Source organism: Pseudoalteromonas sp. C8 (genome assembly GCF_011378685.1).
Classification (GTDB): domain Bacteria; phylum Pseudomonadota; class Gammaproteobacteria; order Enterobacterales; family Alteromonadaceae; genus Pseudoalteromonas; species Pseudoalteromonas arctica.
The window spans coordinates 47,948-70,144 of record NZ_WTKT01000009.1; the positions used below are offsets into that span (position 1 = coordinate 47,948).

Annotated in this window: 26 protein-coding genes; 25 read left to right on the forward strand and 1 reads right to left on the reverse strand. The window is 37.8% G+C overall.

Annotated elements, in window-relative coordinates; all coding sequences use genetic code 11:
• The first annotated feature begins 47 nt into the window (after positions 1-47).
• From GQR39_RS10420 to GQR39_RS10475, 13 genes are all read left to right on the forward strand, one after another.
• The gene (locus tag GQR39_RS10420; RefSeq protein ID WP_165735560.1) at positions 48-1,607 is read left to right on the forward strand and encodes an ABC transporter ATP-binding protein; all 1,560 of its coding nucleotides are present in this window, start codon (positions 48-50) and stop codon (positions 1,605-1,607) included.
• Positions 1,604-2,707, forward strand: coding sequence for an ABC transporter permease (locus tag GQR39_RS10425; RefSeq protein ID WP_024591977.1), 1,104 nt, complete (start codon positions 1,604-1,606; stop codon positions 2,705-2,707). Before GQR39_RS10420 ends, GQR39_RS10425 begins: the two co-directional genes overlap by 4 nt.
• Positions 2,708-2,710: 3 nt before the next feature.
• Positions 2,711-3,637: an ABC transporter permease gene (locus GQR39_RS10430; RefSeq protein WP_024591976.1), complete on the forward strand. Its 927-nt coding sequence runs from the start codon at positions 2,711-2,713 to the stop codon at positions 3,635-3,637.
• 72 nt (positions 3,638-3,709) lie between these two features.
• Positions 3,710-4,777, forward strand: coding sequence for a BMP family ABC transporter substrate-binding protein (locus tag GQR39_RS10435; RefSeq protein WP_165735561.1), 1,068 nt, complete (start codon positions 3,710-3,712; stop codon positions 4,775-4,777).
• A 77-nt stretch (positions 4,778-4,854) separates the two neighbouring features.
• On the forward strand, positions 4,855-6,231 hold the full coding sequence (locus GQR39_RS10440) for a nucleobase:cation symporter-2 family protein (protein WP_024591975.1): 1,377 nt from the start codon (positions 4,855-4,857) through the stop codon (positions 6,229-6,231).
• Positions 6,232-6,261: 30 nt separating this feature from the next.
• Positions 6,262-6,996 (forward strand): DUF5020 family protein, encoded by a 735-nt coding sequence (locus GQR39_RS10445; protein ID WP_165735562.1) that lies wholly within the window; start codon positions 6,262-6,264, stop codon positions 6,994-6,996.
• A gap of 137 nt (positions 6,997-7,133) precedes the next feature.
• Positions 7,134-7,730, forward strand: coding sequence for an RDD family protein (locus GQR39_RS10450; RefSeq protein WP_165735563.1), 597 nt, complete (start codon positions 7,134-7,136; stop codon positions 7,728-7,730).
• A 14-nt stretch (positions 7,731-7,744) separates the two neighbouring features.
• The gene (locus GQR39_RS10455) at positions 7,745-8,209 is read left to right on the forward strand and encodes a hypothetical protein (protein ID WP_007584380.1); all 465 of its coding nucleotides are present in this window, start codon (positions 7,745-7,747) and stop codon (positions 8,207-8,209) included.
• Positions 8,210-8,230: 21 nt separating this feature from the next.
• The gene (locus GQR39_RS20290; protein ID WP_240918197.1) at positions 8,231-8,527 is read left to right on the forward strand and encodes a hypothetical protein; all 297 of its coding nucleotides are present in this window, start codon (positions 8,231-8,233) and stop codon (positions 8,525-8,527) included.
• A 7-nt stretch (positions 8,528-8,534) separates the two neighbouring features.
• Positions 8,535-8,714, forward strand: coding sequence for a hypothetical protein (locus GQR39_RS20295; RefSeq protein ID WP_240918198.1), 180 nt, complete (start codon positions 8,535-8,537; stop codon positions 8,712-8,714).
• Positions 8,715-8,789: 75 nt separating this feature from the next.
• Positions 8,790-9,104 (forward strand): hypothetical protein, encoded by a 315-nt coding sequence (locus GQR39_RS10465; protein WP_165735564.1) that lies wholly within the window; start codon positions 8,790-8,792, stop codon positions 9,102-9,104.
• 12 nt (positions 9,105-9,116) lie between these two features.
• A complete protein-coding gene (locus GQR39_RS10470) occupies positions 9,117-9,536 on the forward strand; it encodes a hypothetical protein (protein ID WP_165735565.1) in 420 nt (139 codons plus the stop codon).
• A gap of 173 nt (positions 9,537-9,709) precedes the next feature.
• Complete coding sequence (locus GQR39_RS10475; protein ID WP_004334621.1) at positions 9,710-10,345, forward strand: trimeric intracellular cation channel family protein; 636 nt, start codon at positions 9,710-9,712, stop codon at positions 10,343-10,345.
• 221 nt (positions 10,346-10,566) lie between these two features.
• On the opposite strand, the gene GQR39_RS10480 is transcribed toward GQR39_RS10475, so the two are convergent.
• Positions 10,567-12,033, reverse strand: a complete 1,467-nt coding sequence (locus tag GQR39_RS10480) for a DASS family sodium-coupled anion symporter (RefSeq protein ID WP_165735566.1) — start codon at positions 12,031-12,033, stop codon at positions 10,567-10,569.
• A gap of 286 nt (positions 12,034-12,319) precedes the next feature.
• On the opposite strand from GQR39_RS10480, the gene GQR39_RS10485 reads away from it, so the two are divergent.
• The 12 genes from GQR39_RS10485 (at position 12,320) to GQR39_RS10540 (ending at position 22,166) form a co-directional block, all read left to right on the forward strand.
• Positions 12,320-13,159 (forward strand): DUF417 family protein, encoded by an 840-nt coding sequence (locus GQR39_RS10485; protein WP_165735567.1) that lies wholly within the window; start codon positions 12,320-12,322, stop codon positions 13,157-13,159.
• A gap of 15 nt (positions 13,160-13,174) precedes the next feature.
• Positions 13,175-13,426, forward strand: a complete 252-nt coding sequence (locus GQR39_RS10490; protein WP_165735568.1) for a Rho-binding antiterminator — start codon at positions 13,175-13,177, stop codon at positions 13,424-13,426.
• A gap of 455 nt (positions 13,427-13,881) precedes the next feature.
• On the forward strand, positions 13,882-14,949 hold the full coding sequence (locus GQR39_RS10495) for a hypothetical protein (RefSeq protein ID WP_165735569.1): 1,068 nt from the start codon (positions 13,882-13,884) through the stop codon (positions 14,947-14,949).
• A 235-nt stretch (positions 14,950-15,184) separates the two neighbouring features.
• Positions 15,185-15,577, forward strand: a complete 393-nt coding sequence (locus tag GQR39_RS10500) for a hypothetical protein (protein WP_346774497.1) — start codon at positions 15,185-15,187, stop codon at positions 15,575-15,577.
• A 109-nt stretch (positions 15,578-15,686) separates the two neighbouring features.
• Positions 15,687-16,199, forward strand: coding sequence for a hypothetical protein (locus GQR39_RS10505; RefSeq protein WP_165735570.1), 513 nt, complete (start codon positions 15,687-15,689; stop codon positions 16,197-16,199).
• Between the two features lie 99 nt (positions 16,200-16,298).
• Positions 16,299-16,523 carry a hypothetical protein gene (locus GQR39_RS10510; protein WP_007584351.1) on the forward strand — a complete coding sequence of 75 codons (225 nt, stop codon included), beginning with the start codon at positions 16,299-16,301 and terminating at the stop codon, positions 16,521-16,523.
• Between the two features lie 87 nt (positions 16,524-16,610).
• Positions 16,611-16,928, forward strand: coding sequence for a hypothetical protein (locus tag GQR39_RS10515; RefSeq protein WP_101163244.1), 318 nt, complete (start codon positions 16,611-16,613; stop codon positions 16,926-16,928).
• Positions 16,929-17,429: 501 nt separating this feature from the next.
• A complete protein-coding gene (locus tag GQR39_RS10520) occupies positions 17,430-17,726 on the forward strand; it encodes a YcxB family protein (RefSeq protein ID WP_007584346.1) in 297 nt (98 codons plus the stop codon).
• A gap of 469 nt (positions 17,727-18,195) precedes the next feature.
• A complete protein-coding gene (locus tag GQR39_RS10525; protein ID WP_165735571.1) occupies positions 18,196-19,734 on the forward strand; it encodes a glucan biosynthesis protein in 1,539 nt (512 codons plus the stop codon).
• Between the two features lie 488 nt (positions 19,735-20,222).
• Positions 20,223-21,227: a hypothetical protein gene (locus tag GQR39_RS10530; protein ID WP_165735572.1), complete on the forward strand. Its 1,005-nt coding sequence runs from the start codon at positions 20,223-20,225 to the stop codon at positions 21,225-21,227.
• A 334-nt stretch (positions 21,228-21,561) separates the two neighbouring features.
• Positions 21,562-21,924 carry a 2OG-Fe(II) oxygenase gene (locus GQR39_RS10535; RefSeq protein ID WP_024607240.1) on the forward strand — a complete coding sequence of 121 codons (363 nt, stop codon included), beginning with the start codon at positions 21,562-21,564 and terminating at the stop codon, positions 21,922-21,924.
• On the forward strand, positions 21,918-22,166 hold the full coding sequence (locus GQR39_RS10540; RefSeq protein ID WP_121954394.1) for a DUF1272 domain-containing protein: 249 nt from the start codon (positions 21,918-21,920) through the stop codon (positions 22,164-22,166). The genes GQR39_RS10535 and GQR39_RS10540 overlap by 7 nt, the downstream gene beginning before the upstream one ends.
• The last annotated feature ends 31 nt before the right edge of the window (positions 22,167-22,197 follow it).

Below are 22,197 nucleotides of genomic sequence, written 5' to 3' on the forward strand. Positions count from 1 at the left end.
GTTTTGAGTAGGCTAAATTGCTCATTAAGTACAAATAGGCCCTAATAATGAATAATAAATACCGCCTTACTATGCAGGGAATGACAAAGCAGTATCCCGGATGTATAGCCAATAATGACGTAACCTTAAAAATTAAGCATGGTGAAGTGCATGCCTTATTAGGTGAAAACGGTGCAGGTAAAAGCACATTAATGAAAATGCTTTATGGTGTGGTTAAACCTGACCAAGGGGACATGTTTTTTAATGGCCGTATAATGAATATAAAAGACCCTGCTGATGCGCGTGATTTAGGCATTGGAATGGTCTTTCAGCATTTTTCGTTATTTGAAACACTTACGGTCGCCCAAAATATTGAACTAGCGTTAGGTGATTTAGCAGGGCATAGCAGCACGCTTGCGGGTCGAATTACAAAAACATCAACACGTTATGGTATGCCATTAGACCCCCATAGACTGGTATCAACACTTTCAACTGGCGAGCGCCAACGAGTAGAAATTGTTAGATGCTTATTATTAGATATTCAGTTACTTATTTTAGACGAACCCACTTCAGTACTGACTCCACAAGAAGTCGATGCATTATTTAAAACCCTAAAGTCACTTAAAAAAGAAGGCTGCTCTGTGCTGTTTATTAGCCATAAACTGCACGAAGTGATTGAGTTATGTGACAGTGCGACCATTTTGAGAGGCGGGAAAGTAAGCGGGCATTGTATTCCTAAAAACGAAACTAGTGAGTCAATTGCCAGGCTGATGGTAGGCGACAACACGCCAATCAGTAACCAAACTCGCAGAGCTTTGGGGGCTGCGGATTTTTTAACCGTTAATAATCTAACCACCGCCGCACAAGCGTTATTTGAAACATCCCTTAAAAATATTAACTTTGCAGTACAGCAAGGCGAAATAGTGGGGATTGCGGGTGTTGCTGGCAACGGACAAGAAGAGTTATTAAAAGTGCTTTCGGGGGAGCAAATTCAAGCTAGTAGCAGCGCCATCAAATTTAAAAATACCGTTGTTGATGCACTGTGCCCGCTAAAAAGGCGCCGCCTTGGGCTTGCATGTGTGCCAGAGGACAGGCTTGGGCGAGGAGCCGTGCCCACTATGGATTTAGCACAAAATGCACTGCTTACTAGTTTTGATAATGGGCTGGTTAAAAATGGCTTTTTAGTAAAACCAAAAATTACTGAGCTTGCGAATAAAATCATTACAAAATACAAGGTTAAAACGCCAAGTTTTCGCACTCATGCAGCTAGCCTTTCAGGTGGTAATTTACAAAAATTTATTATTGGTCGCGAGGTAGAGCAAAGCCCAAAACTACTCGTTATGTCGCACCCTACTTGGGGAGTAGATATAGGCGCACAAGTGGCGATACATGAAGCTATTTTAAAGCTTCGCGACGAAGGGTGTGCGGTACTCGTTATTTCAGAAGATTTAGACGAACTTTATAAAATTTGCGACCGCATTGGCGCAATTTGTGATGGCAAACTGTCTCCTATTTTAAATACCGATACCGTACCACTTGTGCAGTTAGGGCAGTGGATGGCTGGCGACTTTAGCGATGTTTTTAATAACCAGCCTAAAGTACACACACCACAAGGGGTACTCGCATGATTAAATTAGAACCACGTGTTGAGCGCTCACCAGCTTGGAGTTATCTCTCTCCTGTTTTAGCTATTTTACTAACATTAATAACCGGTTACGTGGTGTTTGCCTTATTAGGGCATGATCCTCTAAATGCCCTGTATACATTGCTTATAGCACCTGTTGCCGATTGGTATGGTGTAACTGAGCTACTTGTAATGACCATTCCTATTTTGCTATGCGCCTATGGCTTAGCGCTTTGTTATAGAGCATCGGTTTGGAATATAGGCGCAGAAGGGCAACTGCTTATTGGTGGTGTATGTGCAAGTGCTGTAGCCGTTAACTTTGTTGACTCAACAAGTGCTTTTGCAATGCCACTTACATTACTCGCTGGTATTGCTGGTGGCATGTTGTGGGCGGGGCTTGCTGCTTTTATGAAGCTGCGTTTAAACACCAATGAAATTTTAGTCACCATAATGCTCAACTACATAGCAGTAAATGTATTGCTGTGGGCTGTTCATGGGCCACTAAAAGATCCTCACGGTTATAACTTTCCTGAAAGTGCATTGTTTGGCGATAGCACGCTATTACCTGTTTTATTCGACGGTACTCGATTGCACTTAGGCCTGGCGTTTGCGTTATTAGCGCTATGCGCCACATGGGTTTTTATTAGTAAAACCTTTATAGGCTTTCAAATACAAGTACTTGGGCTTGATGCATCCGCGGCCAAAATGGCGGGTTACAAGCGAGCATTATTAATTGCCGGAGTGCTAGTTATTAGCGGGGGCTTGGCGGGGCTTGCTGGAGCGGGCGAAGTAGCTGGGCCTATTGGACAGTTGGTTCCGCAAATATCACCCGGTTATGGCTATGCCGCCATTATTGTTGCTTTTTTAGGGCGACTCCACCCAGTAGGGATTACGTTTGCGGGCTTACTAATGGGGCTTATTTATATGGGAGGTGAACTTGCGCAAATTAACATGGGATTACCTAACGCTATAACCGGTATTTTTCAGGGGTTAATGCTGTTTTATTTACTCTCGTGCGATGTGCTTATTACTTATCGCCTTAGATTTTCGCTGCCATTTAAACAACAAAAAGCGCAGCCAATACATATTGCACAGGAGTCTTAAATCATGGAATTAGATGTAATTACTAATATTTTATACGCCACTATTCGTACAGGCACCCCCTTATTGCTGGTGGCGCTGGGTGAAATGGTATGCGAAAAAAGCGGCACCTTAAATTTAGGGCAAGAAGGCATGATGCTACTTGGCGCAGTGGCAGGGTTTATAACTATGTACCAATGCGACAACCTATTTATTGGTTTTACGGTAGCTGCTTTGGTCGGGGTTATGGCCTCACTTATTTTTGCTTTTGTAGCACTTAATTTAAATGCTAGCCAAGTAGCGGCAGGTTTGGCGCTGACTATTTTTGGTACAGGCCTTTCGGCATTTTTAGGGGCCGACTATGAGGGAAAAACCATTAACGCGTTACCTACTTTAGCAATTGCAGGGTTTGAGCATATTCCAGTTTTAGGCAAAGCGCTATTTTCGCAAGACGCCATTGTGTATTTAAGTTGGGGTTTAGTGCTTGGTGCGTATTTGTTTTTTAAATACCACAGAGCAGGGCTTGCAGTACGAGCTATTGGCGAAAACCCAAGTGTGGGGAATAACTTAGGATTACCTGTAATGCGTACACGTTATTTAGCCGTAATGTTTGGCGGCGCACTGGCTGGCATTGCGGGCGCATATTTGTCGTTGGCTTATACACCACTTTGGACTCAAAACATGACGGCAGGGCGAGGTTGGATAGCCCTTGCTTTAGTGGTGTTTGCAAGCTGGCGTATTGAGCGCGTAATGCTTGGTGCTTATTTATTTGGTTTTGCCAGCATTATGCACTTAGTGGCACAGGCTTTTGGGTGGGCTGTGGAGTCTAACTTACTGGCCATGTTGCCTTATGGTGCAACGCTCATAGTACTGATTATGCTCAGTAAAAATAAACAAAAATTAAAAATGTACGAACCCATGTGGCTAGGTAAACCTTGGCACAAGGGTCATTAAATTAATTACAAAATCAATAAGGCAAATCACCTGCTTCAACAGGATATTAAAAATATAACACGGAGAATAACAATGAAAAAACTTATAACAGCACTCGGGGTTGCATTAAGCTTAGGCATAAGCGCAATAGCTATTGCAAAAGATAGCGTAAAAGTTGGCTTTGTATATGTAAGCCCTATAGGTGAAGCTGGTTGGACTTATACACATGACTCTAGCCGCCACTACCTAGAGGAAAAGTTTGGCGACAAAATAGAAACCACTTTTGTCGAAAGCGTACCAGAAGGGGCCGATGCAGAGCGTGTTATTACGCAACTGGCTAAAAGCGGGCACGATTTAATATTTACCACGTCGTTTGGCTACATGAACCCAACACTTAAAGTGGCTAAACGATTTCCTAATGTAAAGTTTGAGCATGCCACAGGCTATAAACGCGCAAAAAACGTAAGCACTTACTTTGATCGCATTTACGAAGGACGCTACCTAACAGGTGTTATTGCAGGGCACATGAGTAAAACCGACAGCATTGGTTATATTGCTGCGTTTCCTATTCCGGAGGTAATACGCGGTATAAATGCATTCACGCTTGGCTTGCGCTCAGTTAAGCCTAATGCAAAAGTAAAAGTAGTGTGGGTTAATAGCTGGTTTGATCCGGGTAAAGAGCGCGAAGCTGCCGATAGCCTAATAGATCAAGGCGTTGATATTGTTACCCAACATACTGATTCGCCTGCACCACTGCAAGCTGCGCAAGCCGCTGGTATTTACGCTATTGGCTACCACTCAGATATGAGCGGATACGGTAAAAAAGCACATTTAACGGCAGCGGTTCATCACTGGGATGAGTTTTATGCAGAGCGCGTGCAGCAAGTACTTGACGATAAATGGCAATCGCAAGATATATGGAAAGGGATAGGCTCAGGGATGACTCGCTTAGCGCCGCTAAGTAAAGACATTCCAAGTGATGTAGTAAGTGAAGTAAATGCTATTTCAGAGAAAATTGGTAAAGGTGAATTTCATCCATTTACTGGTCCTATAAAAAATCAGCAAGGTGAGCTGGTTACAAAAGCTGGGCAGACTATTGATGATAAAACCTTACTCGGCATGGACTTTTACGTTGAAGGCGTAGAAGGGCAGCTTAAATAAACGCAGACGTATTTGAATTAAAATAGGGCTGGGCGTTAATACCTTGCCCAAGTTTAAGCGCTAAAAGGATATTGACCATGTCAAACCAAGAAGCTATTTCAGAAGACATAATTTACGCGGTAGATGATAAACCAGGGCTAACTGAATCATTTTTTGCTGCACTACAGCACGTACTCGCAAGCTTTGTAGGCATTATTACACCCACACTTATTATTGGTGGGGTGCTTGGCCTAGCTGCTGAAATACCATATTTAATTAGTATGGCGTTGTTTGTATCGGGTGTTGGTACGTTTATACAAGCGCGCAGAGTAGGGCCTGTTGGTTCTGGACTTATATGTGTGCAAGGCACCAGTTTTGCTTTTTTAGGCACTATTTTGGCCACAGGCTTTACTGTTAAAGCTACGGGTGGCAATAACGATGAAGTACTCGCTACTATTTTTGCTGTGTGTTTTTTAGCGGCCTTTGTAGAGATATTTATTAGTTTTTTTATAGAAAAACTCGGCAAAGTAATTAAGCCTGTTGTTACCGGCGTGGTTATTACCACTATAGGCGTCTACCTTATAAAAGTGGGTATGACCGACATAGGCGGCGGCCAGTGGCTATTAACTAATAAGCCTGACGAGTTTGCCTCACCAAGTAACCTAATTGTTGGTTTTTCGGTTGTTGCTCTAGTGGTGCTGCTTAATGCAAGTAAAAATCAATGGGTAAGGCTAACTGCCGTGGTTGTAGCCATGATAGTAGGTTGGATACTGGCCGTTATATTAGGAATAGCCAAATTTGAAGTCGGCGAGTTTGATTTAATCGCCATGCCAATACCGTTTAAGTACGGTTTTAGTGTAGATTTTGGTGCGCTTATAGCCTTTGGCTTTTTATACCTTATTACTGCAATTGAATCGACAGGCGATATTACTGCCAATTGTGCTGTTTCTAAGTTACCTGTTAGAGGGCCTACTTACTTAGCACGCATACGCGGTGGTATTCTAGGTGATGGCGTTAACTCGATGATTGCGGCCTTATTTAACACTTTTCCAAATACTACTTTTAGTCAAAACAACGGGGTTATTCAGCTAACAGGTGTTGCCAGCAGGTACATAGGCCTGTGGATCGGCGGTATTTTAATCATCCTTGGTTTGTTTCCTGTGATTGGCGCTGTATTACAAAATATACCTAAACCCGTTTTGGGCGGTGCAACGCTTGTAATGTTTGGCACCGTAGCAGCCGCAGGGGTCAAAATACTAGCCAGCGAAAAAATAAATCGCAGAAGCTTACTTATTATTGCGGTGAGTTTGGGACTAGGGCTAGGTGTTAGTTTTGTACCAGAGTTGTTTACAAACGCACCTAAGTTGGTTACTGCCATATTCGGTAGCGCAGTGACGGTGTCGGGTATCACCGCAATAATAATGACGTTGGTACTACCAGAAAATTACTCAGCAAGTACGGATCATCTTAACTAAACTAAGATTCATAAAAATAAAGGAATTAAAATGAACACTAAAACAATAAAAAAACTAGCACTTATAACTGCAATTACAATGTGCTCAACAGGTGTTTCGGCTAAAGAGCTTTGGTCTGATTTTAGTATTACCGCAATGAAAGGGGCCGACTACCTAGAGCCATTTTCAGGGGAGGAAGACGATAGAAGTGTTGTTACTATAGAACATGCGTCGGGACATACTTGGGGTAGTACGTTCTTTTTTATGGATAGACTAAGTAATCCTGATGAAGTGTACGGTGAGTTAAACATAAACCCAACCCTTTACAAGCCACAAAACAGCTTTGTTAAAGAGGTGTTTTTAGGCCTACAAACAGAGTATGGCTCGGGAGATACGGATCAAAATAACTATTTATTAGGGGGCGGTGTATCACTTGATGTACCTGGCTTTCAATATTTTAATGTGGCTTATTATCGTCGTTTTCAAGATGATATAGGTATTCAACGTGAAGATAATAACCAAATAACAGTTACGTGGGGCTATAACAAAGGTAACTTTAGATACGATGGCTTTTTAGATATTGTAGATAGCACCGACACAATGTTTGGTAAAAGTGAAGGTGGCTTTAACTTTACCTCGCAGATTAAATACAATATTGCCCCTATGCTCGGCTTAGATACAGGCCGCCTTGATGTGGGTATTGAGTATGTTTATTGGAAAAATAAATTTGGTGTAGATGGTCAAACCGAACATAATCCAAACTTGCTAGTTAAATGGCATTTTTAACAGCAAATTGAATGGTATTTAATTAATAATTAAAGGCTACTTTTTAGTAGCTTTTTTATTTGATAATCTTAAATAATTGAATAGCTTGAATTAGTTGTGTTAGATTGCTTTTTAATAACACTATATGGATTTTTTGCATGGACTCTGAAATTGATTTTTCTACCTACACTTTAGATGAGCTTTACTCATCAGCGAGAGCTATAGATCGCGAAGCCTACCCAGATCGAGCAAAAGAAATAGACGACTTAATTGAAACGCGAGAAGCACAGAACCCATCTGAAAATATTGTATCAAAAGTAGCAGGAGAAAAAGCAACGCGCTCAGATAGGCTAGTGGCTGCTATTGTTGATGGCGTTTTAGGTGTTGTTTGTTTTATACCTGTATTCATGCTTGTAGGGTTTGATAATTTAAGCCAACCAACGCTTACTTTATCTGCAGGTTTGCTAGGTTATGGCATATTAAGCACGTTAGTGCTTCATGGTTACCTCATGTACCAACGCGGACAAACAATTGGTAAATCTTTAATGTCTATCCGTATTGAAAATTTAGATGGTACACAAGCAAGCTTTACTACAATTTACTTTAAACGCATGCTTTGTATGCAACTATTATCACTTGTCCCTTCGGCAGGTCAGTTTATAGCTGGTTTTGTTAATCCATTATTTATATTTGGAAAAGATAAACGATGTTTACATGATCATTTAGCGGGAACAAAAGTGAGTTATGTAGATTAATCAGGATATTAATTATGGCAGCTTTGCCTAGGCAAAAAAAACTACCCGGATTTAAAATAGTCTATAGTTTGGCTTTATCAGCATTATTTATTGTCATTTTGCTATTTTACATGGAAGTAATTAACGAAAAACCTTTATTGCATCAGTTTTTATATTTGTTTGGATTATCTTCTTTAGGAGTGGTTATTGAATGGCTATCTACAAATAATAAGCAATCACAAGCTATTGATATTGCCAATGGTGAATTTAAATTACTTGGTATAAATATAAAGGTATCTGAGCTAGAAGAAGTACTTTACTGTCAAACGAAGCGGTTTGAGCATACCTTAAGGTTTAAATTTAGAGACGCGACTTACCGAGACATAGAAATATCAGCCCCTGACTTGATTGATGATTTACGTTTTTATCACTTTATGGTTGGTAACGGTTTACCAGTAAAAATGACAGACGATACAGGGCGTTTTTTTGAGCGAACTTAACATTACAGCAAGGAGCGAGTGATGATTAAAACAGCTTTTATGTTAGCAAGTGCGGTCTTTAGTGGATATTCACATGCAGACTCATTTGAAGGATGCTATTCAAGAACAGACAAAATAACTAGCGCGATCCCTATGCTCAAAGACGATGGGAGCGAAAGTGATGAGCGTTTTAAATTAAAAACGAGCTATATAAATATATTTAAAAAGACGATAGATATTTTACAGAGGGTCTTATCTGGGGCTTTAACTTTCATATTTGCACTATCACAGCCCGTTAGAAGGGACAACAGAACCATTACCTTTAGTACTAAAGGGTAAAAAACTGGTGTTTGAAGAGCAAGAGCCCGAATACGATATTAACTGTAAGTTTGAGCTAGAATTTGATGAGAATGGTTTGAATATTAAGGATGAAAACTATCATTGCTCTAACTACATGTTTTACTGTGGAGCACATGCAAGTGTTAATAATATTCAATTAGTTAAAACGTCTAAAGGGTGCAATTAACAAAGCCATTTTTAATATTTTATAGATTAGTCAGTTTGTATTTTAACTTGTTGGTACAGCTAAGAAGGACTTACCATGCGCGGCTTTTTATTATTTATAGGCTACTCATCTTATATTGGCAGTATGGGTGATGGTCTGCTTGGCTTATATGCCTTATGGGTTTTAATAAGTAATGAATTAGCACTTTTAAGCTTATCGCTTAATGACTTTTTAGCGCAGTATGTTGAGTTTATATTTTGGGTGAAGCAGGTCGCATTTTATGTAATGCCACGAGGCTTTGCCAATTGGTTATTTGGCATTCCAGCTATTATTTACTTTCCTGTACGTATATTAATGAGCTTAGTGATTGGCTGGTGGGCGCTTAAAAAGGCAGCTCAGTTAAAAAGCTGAAGGGTATTAAAAGTGATTACACATAAAAAATTAGACATACTCTACCTTGACGGTATAGCAGGTTTACTTGCTGGTTTAACTTTGTTTAGTTTTCAATCTTGGTTCTACGAAACTTATTCTTTACCTTTACATGTACTTCAATTTATTACAGCAGCTAATATACTTTATGGTATATGCGCACTTTTATTAGCATTTAAAAGAACAAGAAGCTTATTAGCCATTAAAGTATTAGCTATAGCCAACTGCTTTTGGGTAATAGTTTGTATTTTCTTTATTTTTGAATATATTAATTCTGCAAGTTGGATTGGTATTAGCCTATTAATCTTTGAGTCAATTTTTGTAGGCTATCTTGCTTACTTTGAGTGTATAAATAGCGCTAGCTTAATTTATGGGCCTACTTATAAACAACGTGTAAAAAATACCTACTTTTAAAATAATTACCTTCTCAAATATTACCTTTTATAAAACCTAACCTCAAACTGCATTCAGTGTGAATTACAGCGTTGTTTTTAAATGTATTTTTCAAAGTTAATTCAACTTTTGAGAGATGTTTTTTTGGCACGTAAGTTGATACAACTCCTTATAAATTTTAAAAAGGAATTACCATGACTGCTGAATACTTTATGGTACTAGGGTTACTCGGTGTCGCATTTTTTGCTGTTGCAGGGGCATTGCTTGGGTATGAAAAAAACATTAGTGGCTTTGGCGTAGTAGTGGTGGCAACCGTTACAGCATTAGGGGGCGGTACCCTCAGAGATATACTTTTAAACAAACCGGTATTTTGGATTGCTACCCCGGAGTATTTATATTCGACCTATGGGGCCGTTATAGCAACAATTGCATTTATTCGATACTTACCGCGCGTTAATAATTACTACTTTTTATTGGTAGACGCTGTTGGTATGGCGCTATTTAATATTATGGGGATAGAAAAAGCACTCATTAATGGCTCTGGCATGGTGGTCGCAATTACCATGGGTATCACTACAGGTATATTTGGTGGTTTAATACGTGACGTAATTTGCCGTGAAGTACCAACTGTTATGCGCAGCGAACCTTACGCCTCTGCGTGTTTAGCGGGTGGTGCAGTTTATGCTGCTTTATTTAGCCTTAATGTAGATTACATTTGGTGTATTTTAGGATCATTTTTCACGACTATCTTTTTAAGATTAGGCTCTTTGCATTGGGGTTGGCATTTAACTATTTTCAGAAAAAAAGACTTCAGAGATCAAAGCGATTAATTTTAGCTAAGAGTAGCCCGCGTTTGCATGTGGTACTCGTAATTATCTTTATCAATAATGGTAATTACGAGTCGTTTCTAAAGCTTTAATGCTTCCTTATTATAGCCCTAAAGTTTATATTTTTAGGGCTATAGCGCTTTTAATTAGGTACGACTAAAACAAGCGCATAGAGTTAAACATGCTGGTTAAGCTAACAAAGACATTACTACCTATACACAGCACTACCAATACCCTAGTGCTTTCCACCAAAGCCCGCCAATAATTCCCCATACACTTAAATTAATAACGCTCATTATAAGGCCCATTACCCACCAGTCTTTTAACGATACATAGCCTGAGCCAAACACTATGGGTGATGTGCCTGTTGCGTAATGCGTTAACGACATCATGAGTGATGAAGCGCCAGCTAACAGTAAACCTAAAAATAAAGGCGGAGCGCCAAGCGCCAAACCTGCGGCGTAAAATGCGGCAAACATAGCAGTAATATGTGCTGTGGTACTGGCAAAAAAGTAATGAGCGTAAAAATACACAGCTACCAATATAATAGCCGATACAATCCAGTCAAAGCCCAGTTGCGCAATGTTGCTCTCAACAAGTGTTGAAAACCACGTTACCAAACCTAGTTTATTTAAAAAAGTGGCCATCATTACTAATGCTGAAAACCAAACAACGGTATCCCACGCAGACTTTTCTTTAAGTACATCGTCCCAACTTAATACACCAGTCACTAATAAAACCGATAAACCTAAAAAAGCCACTGCGGTTGTGTTAACTGCGTAGTCAGCCCCTAAAATCATTGCGGGTACGCCGGCCCATAAAACAAGCAGCATAGCAAAAACACCCACCATTATTTTTTCGCCGTAACTCATTGGGCCCATTTCAGTTAATTTAGATTCTGCATATTTTTTAGCGTCGGGCGTACTTTTAACTTCAGGTGGGTAAATGGCATAAACAACCAAAGGCACAAGGGCAATACATAGCAAACCAGGAACAAGCGCTGCGAGCGCCCACGTACCCCAAGTAATACTAATATTTGCACCGGTAGCATCAGCAATCAGCTTTACAATTAGAGGGTTTGGCGCAGTTGCCGTAATAAACATAGCTGATGTAATAGGGTTTATATGGTAGCTCACTAAAGCAAGGTAGTGCCCAATTTTACGAGATGTACCTTCCTCAGGGGACGAGCCAAAACTTGTTGCTATCGACTTCATTATTGGGTGAATAATAGCGCCGCCTCGTGCGGTATTACTTGGCGTTACAGGCGCTATAACAAGCTCAGAAAGTGCGAGTGCATAGCCAATACCAATAGTTTTTTTACCAAAAAAAGAAATAAAATTATAGCCAATACGATTACCTAAACCGGTTTTAGCTAAACCCCGAGATATGATAATAGCAATACCAATCAACCAAATTAATGAATTAGAAAAGCCACTTAATGCATCTTTAATAGCGCCAGATGGGCTGTCATTAGTTACGCCGGTTAACGCAACAGAAGTAATAGCTAAAATAGCAATGGCGCCGATAGGCATTGCTTTACCAATAATGGCAACTACAGTACCAATAAATAAAGCTAATAAATGCCATGCGTTTTCGGTAACACCTTGCGGAGGCGGTACAGCAAACCAAAGTAGTAAAACAATGGCTATAGAAATCAGTCCAGAGGTAACTCGAATATCAGTACCCTTCATTAAAAATGTCCCTAAGTTTTAGAAATGCATGCATTCTGTGTATTGAAAAGGCGACGTTATTCTACTTCATTTTATAATAAAAAAAATGACGCACATCATATGAATATTAGACTTATTTAATTTTATTAATAAAGAGGTAATAAACCATAAACTAAAGTGATTGATTACATTACCCTATGAGAGCTTACGTTGTGCTTAATCAACTCTTATATTTTTAAGAGTTAGCTTGAATTGTTTTATCGACTAGCAAGGTCTTTGTAAGTCTTAACGAATACTTGGAAATACAATGAACTTAAAATTAACCAACAACGTGATTACTTTTTTATTAGCGAGTAGCTTTTTGTTACTTGGCTTATCGTTTGCGTTAGGAGCAAACCCTAATACGTTAATGGCTACGTTTAGTTTTTATGGCGTTGATTCGCTAATGTCTGTATCTGCATTAGGTTTGATTAGTGGCTCATTTATGATTGCCTTAGCGTTTGCCACCGTGCTCGCTCGCCTTAAATTAATGAAACCTACACCAGCACTTTTACTTGCAGCAATTATAAGTTTAGTTGCATTACTTACCTTGTTTGCCAGTAACCGTTGGATGGCTCAACTTGGCGGCTTTCCAATCATTGGTAGTGGGCAGGGCATAATTAAATACTTTGCTGTAGTGCCTTTGTATTTGTTTTTATTTTATAAAGACAAACTTACCGACAAACAACACGTACTTTTAAACTTTATACCGGTTGCCATGGTTTTATTGTGGATTGGCGGCATGAAGTTTTATGAGTTTGAAGCAAAAGGCATTGTAAGTTTAGTAGAAACCTCACCGTTTATGTCGTGGTTATACACGGTATTTAGCGTACAAGGCGCGTCTAACGTGATTGGCGGGTTTGATGTATTATTTGCTGTGTTATTGGGCTTAGGGCTATTTTTAAATAATAAAAAGCTAATTATTGTAAGTGGCTTAGCGTGTTTAAGCGTATTTATGATGACCCAAACATTCTTAATTACTGCAACCGGTGCATTTAGCTCTTCCACTTTACTGGAACGCTTAGGGCAGTTTGTAATTAAAGATCTTTGGTATATAGCCAACCTTGTTGTTATTGCTTTTTTAATGATTTTTAAACCGACTAAATAATATAAAGAGGACGTTATGATCAGTTGCAACCAATACGACTACATCGAAATTGCCTGTATGCACCATTTAAGCATTGAGCTTATATTAAAAAATGGTGATGGTGTATGTGGCGTAGCAACTGACACAAAACGCAATTCTAATAGAGACGAATGCATAGTTGTTAACGTAAATAGCGAGCTGCAACTCATTGTGCTTACTACAATCAGCGTACTTAAAGCGCGTGAGAAAAATCCATACTTTGACCACGTGAAATTTGATGTAAAGTAAACACCTCACTCATTCGTTTTTATCATAAATATCTCTAGCGAGTCTGTATCATTAATATGTTAAGGCTCGCTTATCTCACCAATGCTTTAGCTAATTACGCGCTAAATACATAAAGCCAAAATTTTCCTACAACTTTCTTTTGTTCTTAACTCGAGTTTTTCACCGAACAAGGCTAAACGCCAACTATTGAAGCGTATAAAGCCCCTAACAAGTAGTAAGTAAACCTTCAAAGCGAGCTGTTTATATAAACAGCTATTTTAGTTTGTCCAATAACATTATTAAAAGTCGTTTTGGTGCAAAATAACAAAGGCTTTTCATTACATGCCTAATTACTTGTTTACATTGAAGTTACTTAGTGGAATTATTGAACAATGTAATATACGCCGTTTTGGGGTGTTATAAACCCCCAGAGTGGTGTTCAATAAGATGTTAGGCTTAAAATCAAAGTGGGTAACATGGAAGAAGTTAAAGATTTTATTTATTTGGATATGAGTAAGGTAAGCTCCCTTTATAGTCAAGTTTCAGGAGGGATTTTGCAAACGTATGAAGTATCGTCAAACTCTTCTGAAAATAGTAAAAATCTACGCAATTATAATTTTAAAATATTCAAACATGAAGCTGGTGGAACAGAGACAGAATCACAAGGTCTGAAAGAAGTCAGAGTGAGTCATCATGAGGTATATACGGAATTAGAACGAGAACTATTTAAGCATGGCTACATTGCTGAAATTGGAACGGATGTTACTAAAGAACATGTTGAGTCAGGTACTGCTACTGATATATTTGAAAGTGCTTTATGTGTAAAAGCTGAAGGACATATCGTTTTAGAAGATTATGAAAGAATAACTCGAATAGCTGATAATTATGAGGATGTCACTGGCTTTATTAATAATAGTATCAAGTCAAGTTTAAAAGAGGCTCCTGAGTTAGAGGGCTTTTTTGATAATATAAAAGTCATGAAAGAAGACATCAGCAAAATTAAAAATGGTTCACAAAAAAATAAGAAAATAAATGAGTTAAAAGAACTTGAAAACTCACTAGATACTTTAATCAGCACTAAGTTGGTTGGTAAAGTCGATGAGTGGATTATCGAAGGGCTTAAAACTTGGGTAAACGTATTTTTGCCAAATATATTTAATGTACGTCTTTACCCGTTTTCTGATTTTATGAACTTCCATGTCATGTCAAATGTTAAAAGGGAGTTTTTCCTCGATGATGATACTGAATCAGTACACTTTTTATTTGGCTCAAAGCCAACCATTAAAGTGACAATGTTAGGGGTAATCACTTCAATTCCTAAAAGAGATGACGAAGGTTTTGATCCTATGGAGGAATTTGATAGTGAAGACCTTGAGCAAGAAGGTAATGAGCATTTGTCAGTAGAAAGTGCTTTTCGAGGAATGTTTAGAGGATTTGACGGTTTAGAAGCAATGATTCGAACCTGTAGATATCCGAGGATTATGCTTCAGCCAATAGCTATATATCGCGCAATTAAGCCCAACAAGTTGCTTAAACGGACTTAAAACAGTTGGCTTGCGTTCATGCCTCACTAATTTTAGCCAACAATTTTACGCCGCTTAGCAAGGCGTTGAGGCTGTAGAATTACTCTTTTTTAAGAAAAACAGCTTGTTTTATGGGTTCCAAATGCATTACCTAATGCTATAAAAACGCTTAGAGTTAATTACAGGAACTCGTTTTTTAATTGAATCTGGCTGTTAGAGCTATTCTACAGCCTCGTTGTATTACTAAAGGATTATCGTGAAATACTCTAGGATTATACTCTTTTCAGTAGGGTTGTATTTATTGCTAGTTGCTTTATCAACAATAGCAACAAAGATTGTTGGCTTTGATGAGATGACTCAAAGTACCTCATTAGCTTTTACTTATTACGTCCTCGGATTTGTAACCCCTTTAATCGTGTATTGTTACTTAGGCTATAAGCAAACAGTGGGTCCCTATAAACAAGCCTTTTTAGTTTCGGCGGTTTATTGGTTTATTGATCTAAGTGTCGGTGCCTTACTATACATTTTATTAGAAATATCAATGGATCCTCTGATATATTTAATTCCAGCTTTTCTGCATGTTGTTGCTGTTTTATTAGGGACATTACTTGGTATTCAATTACGTCGTAAAAGAGTTGAGCGTAAATAAATAAACCGTAAAGCAGAACAAAAACAGCTGGTTTTTGCTTTTTCACCCTAACCTTAGATAACAACCTTACGGCCTATTTATTGGGCATAAGTAAAAAAGGAATTTGAATTTGCTATTCGATTGGTTTAGCTCTGAAAAACCCAATGTTTATTTAGGGTCGTTAGCTGTGGCTAATAACAGCCATTTTTCTAAAATAGAGTCGTTTTTTTATATAACGGGCGATTCCCTACAAGATCATATGCACAAGAAGCTTGAAGATATTTTTTGTCTTCACAGTATTTCGTCTATTAAAGAGCCTAAAAAATCAGATATTGGTTTAGATGTTGTTATAGTTACTTTGCATGGTGGTGATGCATTCACTATAGATTTTGATACAGCTGTTATTCCGCTATTTTGGCGACCAAAAGTTAAATTAGTGTCGCGCTTTTATAACATTAAACACAATAAGACGATTAAAACGTTCAGCGTTTCTAAATCTGTTACGTGGCGCGAATTCATAGCTAAAAAATTTAGCTTAAGAGGCTTTTTTCGTTGGGGTCCTTTGTACCATAACGAAGACATGGAAATACTGTTGTATAAAGCATGCTACGAGTTATTAAATAAAATGCGAAAGGTTATTTAACCAGTAGCCAATAAGAATAATTAAAATAAGATAAAAATACATTTTGCTCTTGGTGAGCATCATTACAAACAAAATTACTAATCATAAAAGGATTGAAGAATGAAAAAATTTATATACGCAGCTGCAGCTATTTTATTGCCTACCATTCTTGGGGTTTTATTTGGTGGCATTATAAGCGAGAAAAGTGGTTTTTTAGAAAGCTTTAAAGCATACGGTTTTATTTGCTTACCTATAGCTGCTGTAACCTATTTTGCAGGTTTACGTGCAAACCAAGGTAAAGCTAAATATGAAGTTAGCAATAAATTAACCAAGAACAAAAAGTAGTTCGCTTTGCTGCCACAATGCTTATTTTTACAAATATATTTTGCCTATTTAAGGCAGCACTAGATATAAAAATACAAGGATGCATAATTGAATTATTTAAATTGGTTACAAAATACATACCCAGAGCTAAATGAGATATCAAATGAAACTATTAACTCTCATATCGACAAAGCAAAGTCTGATACAGAGCTTTTTAGGGAATTCATTAAAGTATTAGGTAGCTTATTTTTTATTATCCCGTTCAACTTATACCTTTATATTTCGGGTATTCAGGCATCTAACAGCCCTTTATATTGGTTTTTGGTTGTGGCTTCAATTGCTGTTGGTGGTTTTATCGGGCTTTATTGCGAGCAAAAGGTCATTAAAAAACGTCTTAAAAAAATAATACAGTTAAAGGCGTTTTAAATGACTAATGATGAAGGGCAGTTAGGGTGACCTTATTCTAACCGTTACGGAAATTATCAATTATAGAATGGTAAACAACTTGGCTTTATTAAGCCTGATTCTCTTTAAAATAAAAAGCGGAATATTACGGTCAATAAATGCATGGGTAAATTGATTTTAAGTTGATAGGAACTCAGCTATGGTTTGTTTATCAATAAAAAATAAAAAACGAGTTAATCTACAGGCTAATTATACGTATCTCAGATTATGGAGAATCTTTTGAATCTTAAAATTAAAACATCTAAAGCCGACTATGACGCTTTTTACGCTCACACAGCATCTAAGGTGTTGAAATCCTATACATGGATACCCATGCTTAAAAATGTGTGTCTTTGGTTGGTGCTAACTTTTAGTTTTATGTCCTTCTTTCAGTTTCAGTCTGGCGGAATAGAAAATAAGTTGTTCTTTTCTGTTTTCACATTATCCATTTTATTTTTTATTTACGTCGCTCTCAGTAAATTTATGGAAGTGAAAATTGCACAATGTTTTACACCAAATGAAAATGGAATAATGATTGGTCCTAAAGAGTTTGAAATAAGCGCTGATGGTATAAAAGAAATCCACCAATATGGTTATAACTTTTATGACTGGGATGTTGTAGAGCATATCGAAGAAGTTAATGGTTCAATCTATGTATATGTTGATAAAGTACTTGCCATAATTTTCAACCCTGAGTCGTTGAAACCTGATAAATGTAAAGAAGATCTTTTAGCTACGATGAACAAACACGTAACAACACGCCCTGAGGTGGACGACTAGTCAAATTTAGCTATTAATTGCAAATTTTAAAAGTGGTGAGCCTCTTTGTTTTTCAACACCTAAATGTAATCCTTATCGATTTAAATACCAGAGTTCTATATAGGCTTACCCTTCACTTTTTACTGCTTATAATACGCTTTAGCCCAAATCAACTATGTAACTACAACGAATAGAAAAACCAGCCACTCTACAAATATTTGCCTTGGAATAGTGGGCAACTAAAACCTAAATATATCCATACCTCTTGACGGCTTCGTCCAATAAACAGCGCTATCCCACTTATTTTCACTTCAGCGATATCATCAAACGCGCCGCCCCAAAAACAAATTAACTAAGAGTCAAATAACAATACTTTAGTAAACGCTAGTTCATATTGCGTGACGTAATATCCATACAGAACTTTAAGTTAAACATACGTTCGTGCAGCGTTCCCATTTTTATTTGACTCAATTTATTGGACATTCTTTTTATGAAATTAAAGTTATTTATCGCAATTATTTTTAGCACTTCGATGTCGTCTTACGCGACAGAAGCAGTAGATAAAACGGAGTTTTCATTCGAAGACTTAAAAGCGCTGGCAAAAGCCTCAGCCGAAAAGCCCTATACGGCAACCAAGGTTCCAGCGCCGGAGTTAATCGATAAAATTACGTATGACGAACACTGGAAAATACGCTTTAAAGAAGATGAAACTTTATACCCAAGTGGAAAAAAGGCGCCTGTACAATTATTTTATCCTGGCCGATATTTCCCTGAGCCAGTAAGTATTTACATCAGAGACGATAAAAATCAGGTTCAAAATGTACCTTTTAGTAATGATGTTTTTGATATGCCTGATGACAGCCCAGCTCACGATCTCCCAGAAGGGCTTGGATTTGCAGGCTTTAGAATAATGCGCCCAGATATGAAACCAGATTGGATATCTTTTTTAGGCGCGTCTTATTTTCGTACCGATGGGCCAGAGGGGCAATATGGACTGTCGGCTCGAGGTATCGCGATTAATACGGGCATGAATCAACCAGAAGAATTTCCGCGCTTTTCTGCATTTTGGATTGGCCCCGCAGAGAAAAAAGGTGAAAGTGTGTCTGTTTGGGCATTGCTTGAAGGACCTTCTATCACTGGGGCTTATCGATTTGGTTTAAGCAAAGATAACAAAGAAGCTAAAGGCCATATTACCTCTGTAACGGCTAATTTGTATATGCGCGCCGATGTTGAACGCTTAGGCGTAGCACCGTTAACCAGTATGTATTGGTACTCACAAAAAGATAAAACAGAAGCTAAAGACTGGCGCCCTGAAATTCACGATAGCGATGGCCTAGCTATTCACACAGGATCGGGTCAATATGTTTGGCGTCCATTAAATAATCCTCAGTCGGTTTCGACCAATAGTTTTATTGATGAGAACCCAAAAGGGTTTGGTTTAATCCAAAGAGACCGTGACTTTAATAACTACCAAGACGACGGTGTATTTTACAATAAGCGTTCATCAGCGTGGATAAAACCTACTGACGATTGGGGCAAAGGCGCAGTTCAGTTAATCGAAATTCCAACAAAAGATGAAACGTTTGACAACATTGTTGCCTACTGGGTGCCTGAAAAAGAGGCGCGCAAAGGTGATGAGTTTACCTTTTCTTATGATATTGAATGGCGTCCACTCGATCCAAAATCAAAAACGCTTGCAAGCGTTGTAAATACTCGACAAGGCTTAGGCGGGATTCCCGGCCAGCCAATCCCTGAAGGTGTTAACAAGATGGTGATTGATTTTGAAGGCCCAGTGTTTAAAGGCTTAGATAACAAAAGTGGTATAAAGCCGATTGTTGAAGCCAGCAACGGTGAAATACTAGAACCTATTGGGGTTTATCCGGTAGTTGGTACAAACCAATGGCGATTAGCGTTTGACTACAAACAAGCTAACAATAATCCGGTGAACATACGCGCGTATTTAGTTGATAAAAATGATGAAGCTATAACTGAAACATGGGTAAGTGATGCAAAGGTAACGATTAAATAAGCCTTTAAATAGGCATTAAAGTAAAACGGGTGGCTATATTTTGATTTGCTAGGCAATTATAGCCACCATAATATTTACTTAATCGAACGTTACGAGTAAATATTAGTTAAAGTAACTGTTTAGCATATTGTTCTTAAATGAACTCAGGCGCTTTTTATCCTTATTCTTTTTATTGACCTAAAGCATTAAATAATTGTTTAGTTACTTTTTTAATGCTTGGCTTTATGTATGCTTTAATTAAATTTATAATTAAAGCATACAAATTACGTGCATAAAAAGTAATGGATACAAATTTTAGTGGAACTTAATATGACATTTTTAAAAAATGTAAAGCAACAAGCGGCGACTAAAACGCCTTCTGAATTGGAGCGTTTATGGCAGCGAATTGAAAACATACTAAGCGTAACGCAAACTTTGATATTAAAAAGCAGACCCTGTTTTCTCAATTTCAAGAACAAGTAGAGCATCATGAGCAACTTCAAGCTCAAATGATTGCAGAACAAATTATTCATTTTAGTAAGTTTATCCAACGTAAAAGTTTAACTATTGAACAGCGTAATGAACTTGTGGATTGGATAAATGAAGATTTAGATTATTTGTCAGAACATCCATTCATTGGCGAGTTGAATGTTGAGGAAGTGTCTCAAGTTTTTCAATCTTACCTAAATAAGTATAACCAAGATAAGGTTAGTACAATCCCTTCTTCAGAGTTAAATATATTACGTAATATGTTACAGCAAGATTTCCTCGGTTTAGAATTAACAGATGACGAACTAAGAGAAATAACAGCTGATCCTTCATTGCTTTATAAGCACCTTGACGAGCAAGGTTTTGGTGAGGAGAAAGATGATGAAGCGTTTAGTGCAGATAATATGCACTATGAACAAGATGAAGATTGGGATGACTTTTTTGACCAACACGAACGATTTGATCGCGATGAAATTAAACAACAAAAAAACAACTCAAAATTAGAAAAGTTATTTAAAGGCTCGCAGCTAAACAAAATGTATAAACGTTTAGCATCTAAGTTGCATCCAGATAAAGAATCTGATCTTGCAAAAAAAGCAGAAAAACACGAACTAATGCAACAGTTAGTACAAGCTCGAAAAGAGAAAGACGGTTTTACTTTATTACAACTTTACATAAGCCATTTTGACGACGATGTCGATTTTGATGAAGAAACCAAAGCAAACTTAATACCGTTACTGCAAAATAAAATAATCGAGCTAAATGAACAGCATCGCCAACAAAAAGAAAGTAATGACCAATATACAATTGTGTGGCGTAAGTTTAATGGTCGTAGTAAAGCGCAAATTAAAGATAATTTTGTAAACCATTTAGCGGCGCTAAATAATGAATGTGATGAAATTGCTAAACGTTTAGAGTATTGCACTACGGTTAAATCACTTAAAGAAGAGCTTAACAACCGAATTATGAATAAACGTCATATGCCCATGTCTTTAGAGGCGGCTCTCGAAAACATGTTCAATTGACGCCAGCCTAAGTTTTTTCATTAAGTTAGAATGGCTGTCCTGTTTAGCTGTTTCTTTACGCTGCGGCAACTGTATTGTCTTGTTCATAATGTAGAAAAACTGCAAAACGCGATGTATTAAGAAAGATAAGCCCTTAGTTCCTCAATAAAGTCACTCAAACACCAGTGTTCCCTTCTAAAATACTAATTAAAACAACACCGAACACTTTTTTGTATTTTACGTAAAAATACAGTAAACGATTGAATCAAAATATGAACTCGGCTATGGTTTGTTTATCAATAAAAATAAAAAAAACGAGTTAACTTACTGTTTGTTAGCTGTTTTGAGGGATTGTATGTTTTTTTTGAGTAAATTATTTTGTTGGGAGCGAGGCCGACAAAAATCAGGCTACGATAAAATGTTGATTTGTGGTGCTACGTGGCCAATTAAATTTGATACATATTTGCTTAAATTCCCACAAGGAAGTGAAATAGCACCACACACAGACAAAGTTGAATCTGGTAAACACTATCGATTGAATATAGTGCTTAAAAAAGCAGATTTGGGTGGTGAGTTTATTTGTAGTAATCCGATATTTGAAACAAAGCGGGTTAAGCTATTCCGCCCTGATGTAAGTGAGCATCAGGTATCAAAAGTTATAAAAGGTAATAGATATTTACTCAGTATCGGGTGGATAAAAAGGAGCTCTAAATGCTAGATTTAAGACCTAATTGTGAATGTTGTGATAAGAATCTACCTGCACAGTCCAGTGAGGCTTTTATTTGTTCATTTGAATGCACATTTTGTTCTGGCTGTGCTCAAACGGTGTTAAATAACGTGTGCCCAAACTGCTCAGGTAATTTGGTTCAGCGGCCAATTCGCCCTTTGGCTGCACTAAAAAATTACCCAGCATCGACTAAGCGGGTATTAAAAGAAAGTGGTTGTACGCCAAACACATAAAAACATAAAGTATAATAATTACATTTTCTGA

Excerpts from the sequence above, each read along its gene's own strand:
- GQR39_RS10520 (WP_007584346.1), top strand. The coding sequence starts at position 17,430 with ATGGAAGTGAAAATTGCACAATGTTTTACACCAAATGAAAATGGAATA.
- GQR39_RS10510 (WP_007584351.1), top strand. The coding sequence starts at position 16,299 with ATGAAAAAATTTATATACGCAGCTGCAGCTATTTTATTGCCTACCATT.
- GQR39_RS20290 (WP_240918197.1), top strand. The coding sequence starts at position 8,231 with ATGATTAAAACAGCTTTTATGTTAGCAAGTGCGGTCTTTAGTGGATAT.
- GQR39_RS10440 (WP_024591975.1), top strand. The coding sequence starts at position 4,855 with ATGTCAAACCAAGAAGCTATTTCAGAAGACATAATTTACGCGGTAGAT.
- GQR39_RS10525 (WP_165735571.1), top strand. The coding sequence starts at position 18,196 with ATGAAATTAAAGTTATTTATCGCAATTATTTTTAGCACTTCGATGTCG.
- GQR39_RS10420 (WP_165735560.1), top strand. The coding sequence starts at position 48 with ATGAATAATAAATACCGCCTTACTATGCAGGGAATGACAAAGCAGTAT.
- GQR39_RS10465 (WP_165735564.1), top strand. The coding sequence starts at position 8,790 with ATGCGCGGCTTTTTATTATTTATAGGCTACTCATCTTATATTGGCAGT.
- GQR39_RS10445 (WP_165735562.1), top strand. The coding sequence starts at position 6,262 with ATGAACACTAAAACAATAAAAAAACTAGCACTTATAACTGCAATTACA.
- GQR39_RS10540 (WP_121954394.1), top strand. The coding sequence starts at position 21,918 with ATGCTAGATTTAAGACCTAATTGTGAATGTTGTGATAAGAATCTACCT.
- GQR39_RS10425 (WP_024591977.1), top strand. The coding sequence starts at position 1,604 with ATGATTAAATTAGAACCACGTGTTGAGCGCTCACCAGCTTGGAGTTAT.
- GQR39_RS10530 (WP_165735572.1), top strand. The coding sequence starts at position 20,223 with ATGATTGCAGAACAAATTATTCATTTTAGTAAGTTTATCCAACGTAAA.
- GQR39_RS10430 (WP_024591976.1), top strand. The coding sequence starts at position 2,711 with ATGGAATTAGATGTAATTACTAATATTTTATACGCCACTATTCGTACA.
- GQR39_RS10435 (WP_165735561.1), top strand. The coding sequence starts at position 3,710 with ATGAAAAAACTTATAACAGCACTCGGGGTTGCATTAAGCTTAGGCATA.
- GQR39_RS10490 (WP_165735568.1), top strand. The coding sequence starts at position 13,175 with ATGATCAGTTGCAACCAATACGACTACATCGAAATTGCCTGTATGCAC.
- GQR39_RS10475 (WP_004334621.1), top strand. The coding sequence starts at position 9,710 with ATGACTGCTGAATACTTTATGGTACTAGGGTTACTCGGTGTCGCATTT.
- GQR39_RS10455 (WP_007584380.1), top strand. The coding sequence starts at position 7,745 with ATGGCAGCTTTGCCTAGGCAAAAAAAACTACCCGGATTTAAAATAGTC.
- GQR39_RS10485 (WP_165735567.1), top strand. The coding sequence starts at position 12,320 with ATGAACTTAAAATTAACCAACAACGTGATTACTTTTTTATTAGCGAGT.
- GQR39_RS10450 (WP_165735563.1), top strand. The coding sequence starts at position 7,134 with ATGGACTCTGAAATTGATTTTTCTACCTACACTTTAGATGAGCTTTAC.
- GQR39_RS10480 (WP_165735566.1), bottom strand. The coding sequence starts at position 12,033 with ATGAAGGGTACTGATATTCGAGTTACCTCTGGACTGATTTCTATAGCC.
- GQR39_RS10495 (WP_165735569.1), top strand. The coding sequence starts at position 13,882 with ATGGAAGAAGTTAAAGATTTTATTTATTTGGATATGAGTAAGGTAAGC.
- GQR39_RS10535 (WP_024607240.1), top strand. The coding sequence starts at position 21,562 with ATGTTTTTTTTGAGTAAATTATTTTGTTGGGAGCGAGGCCGACAAAAA.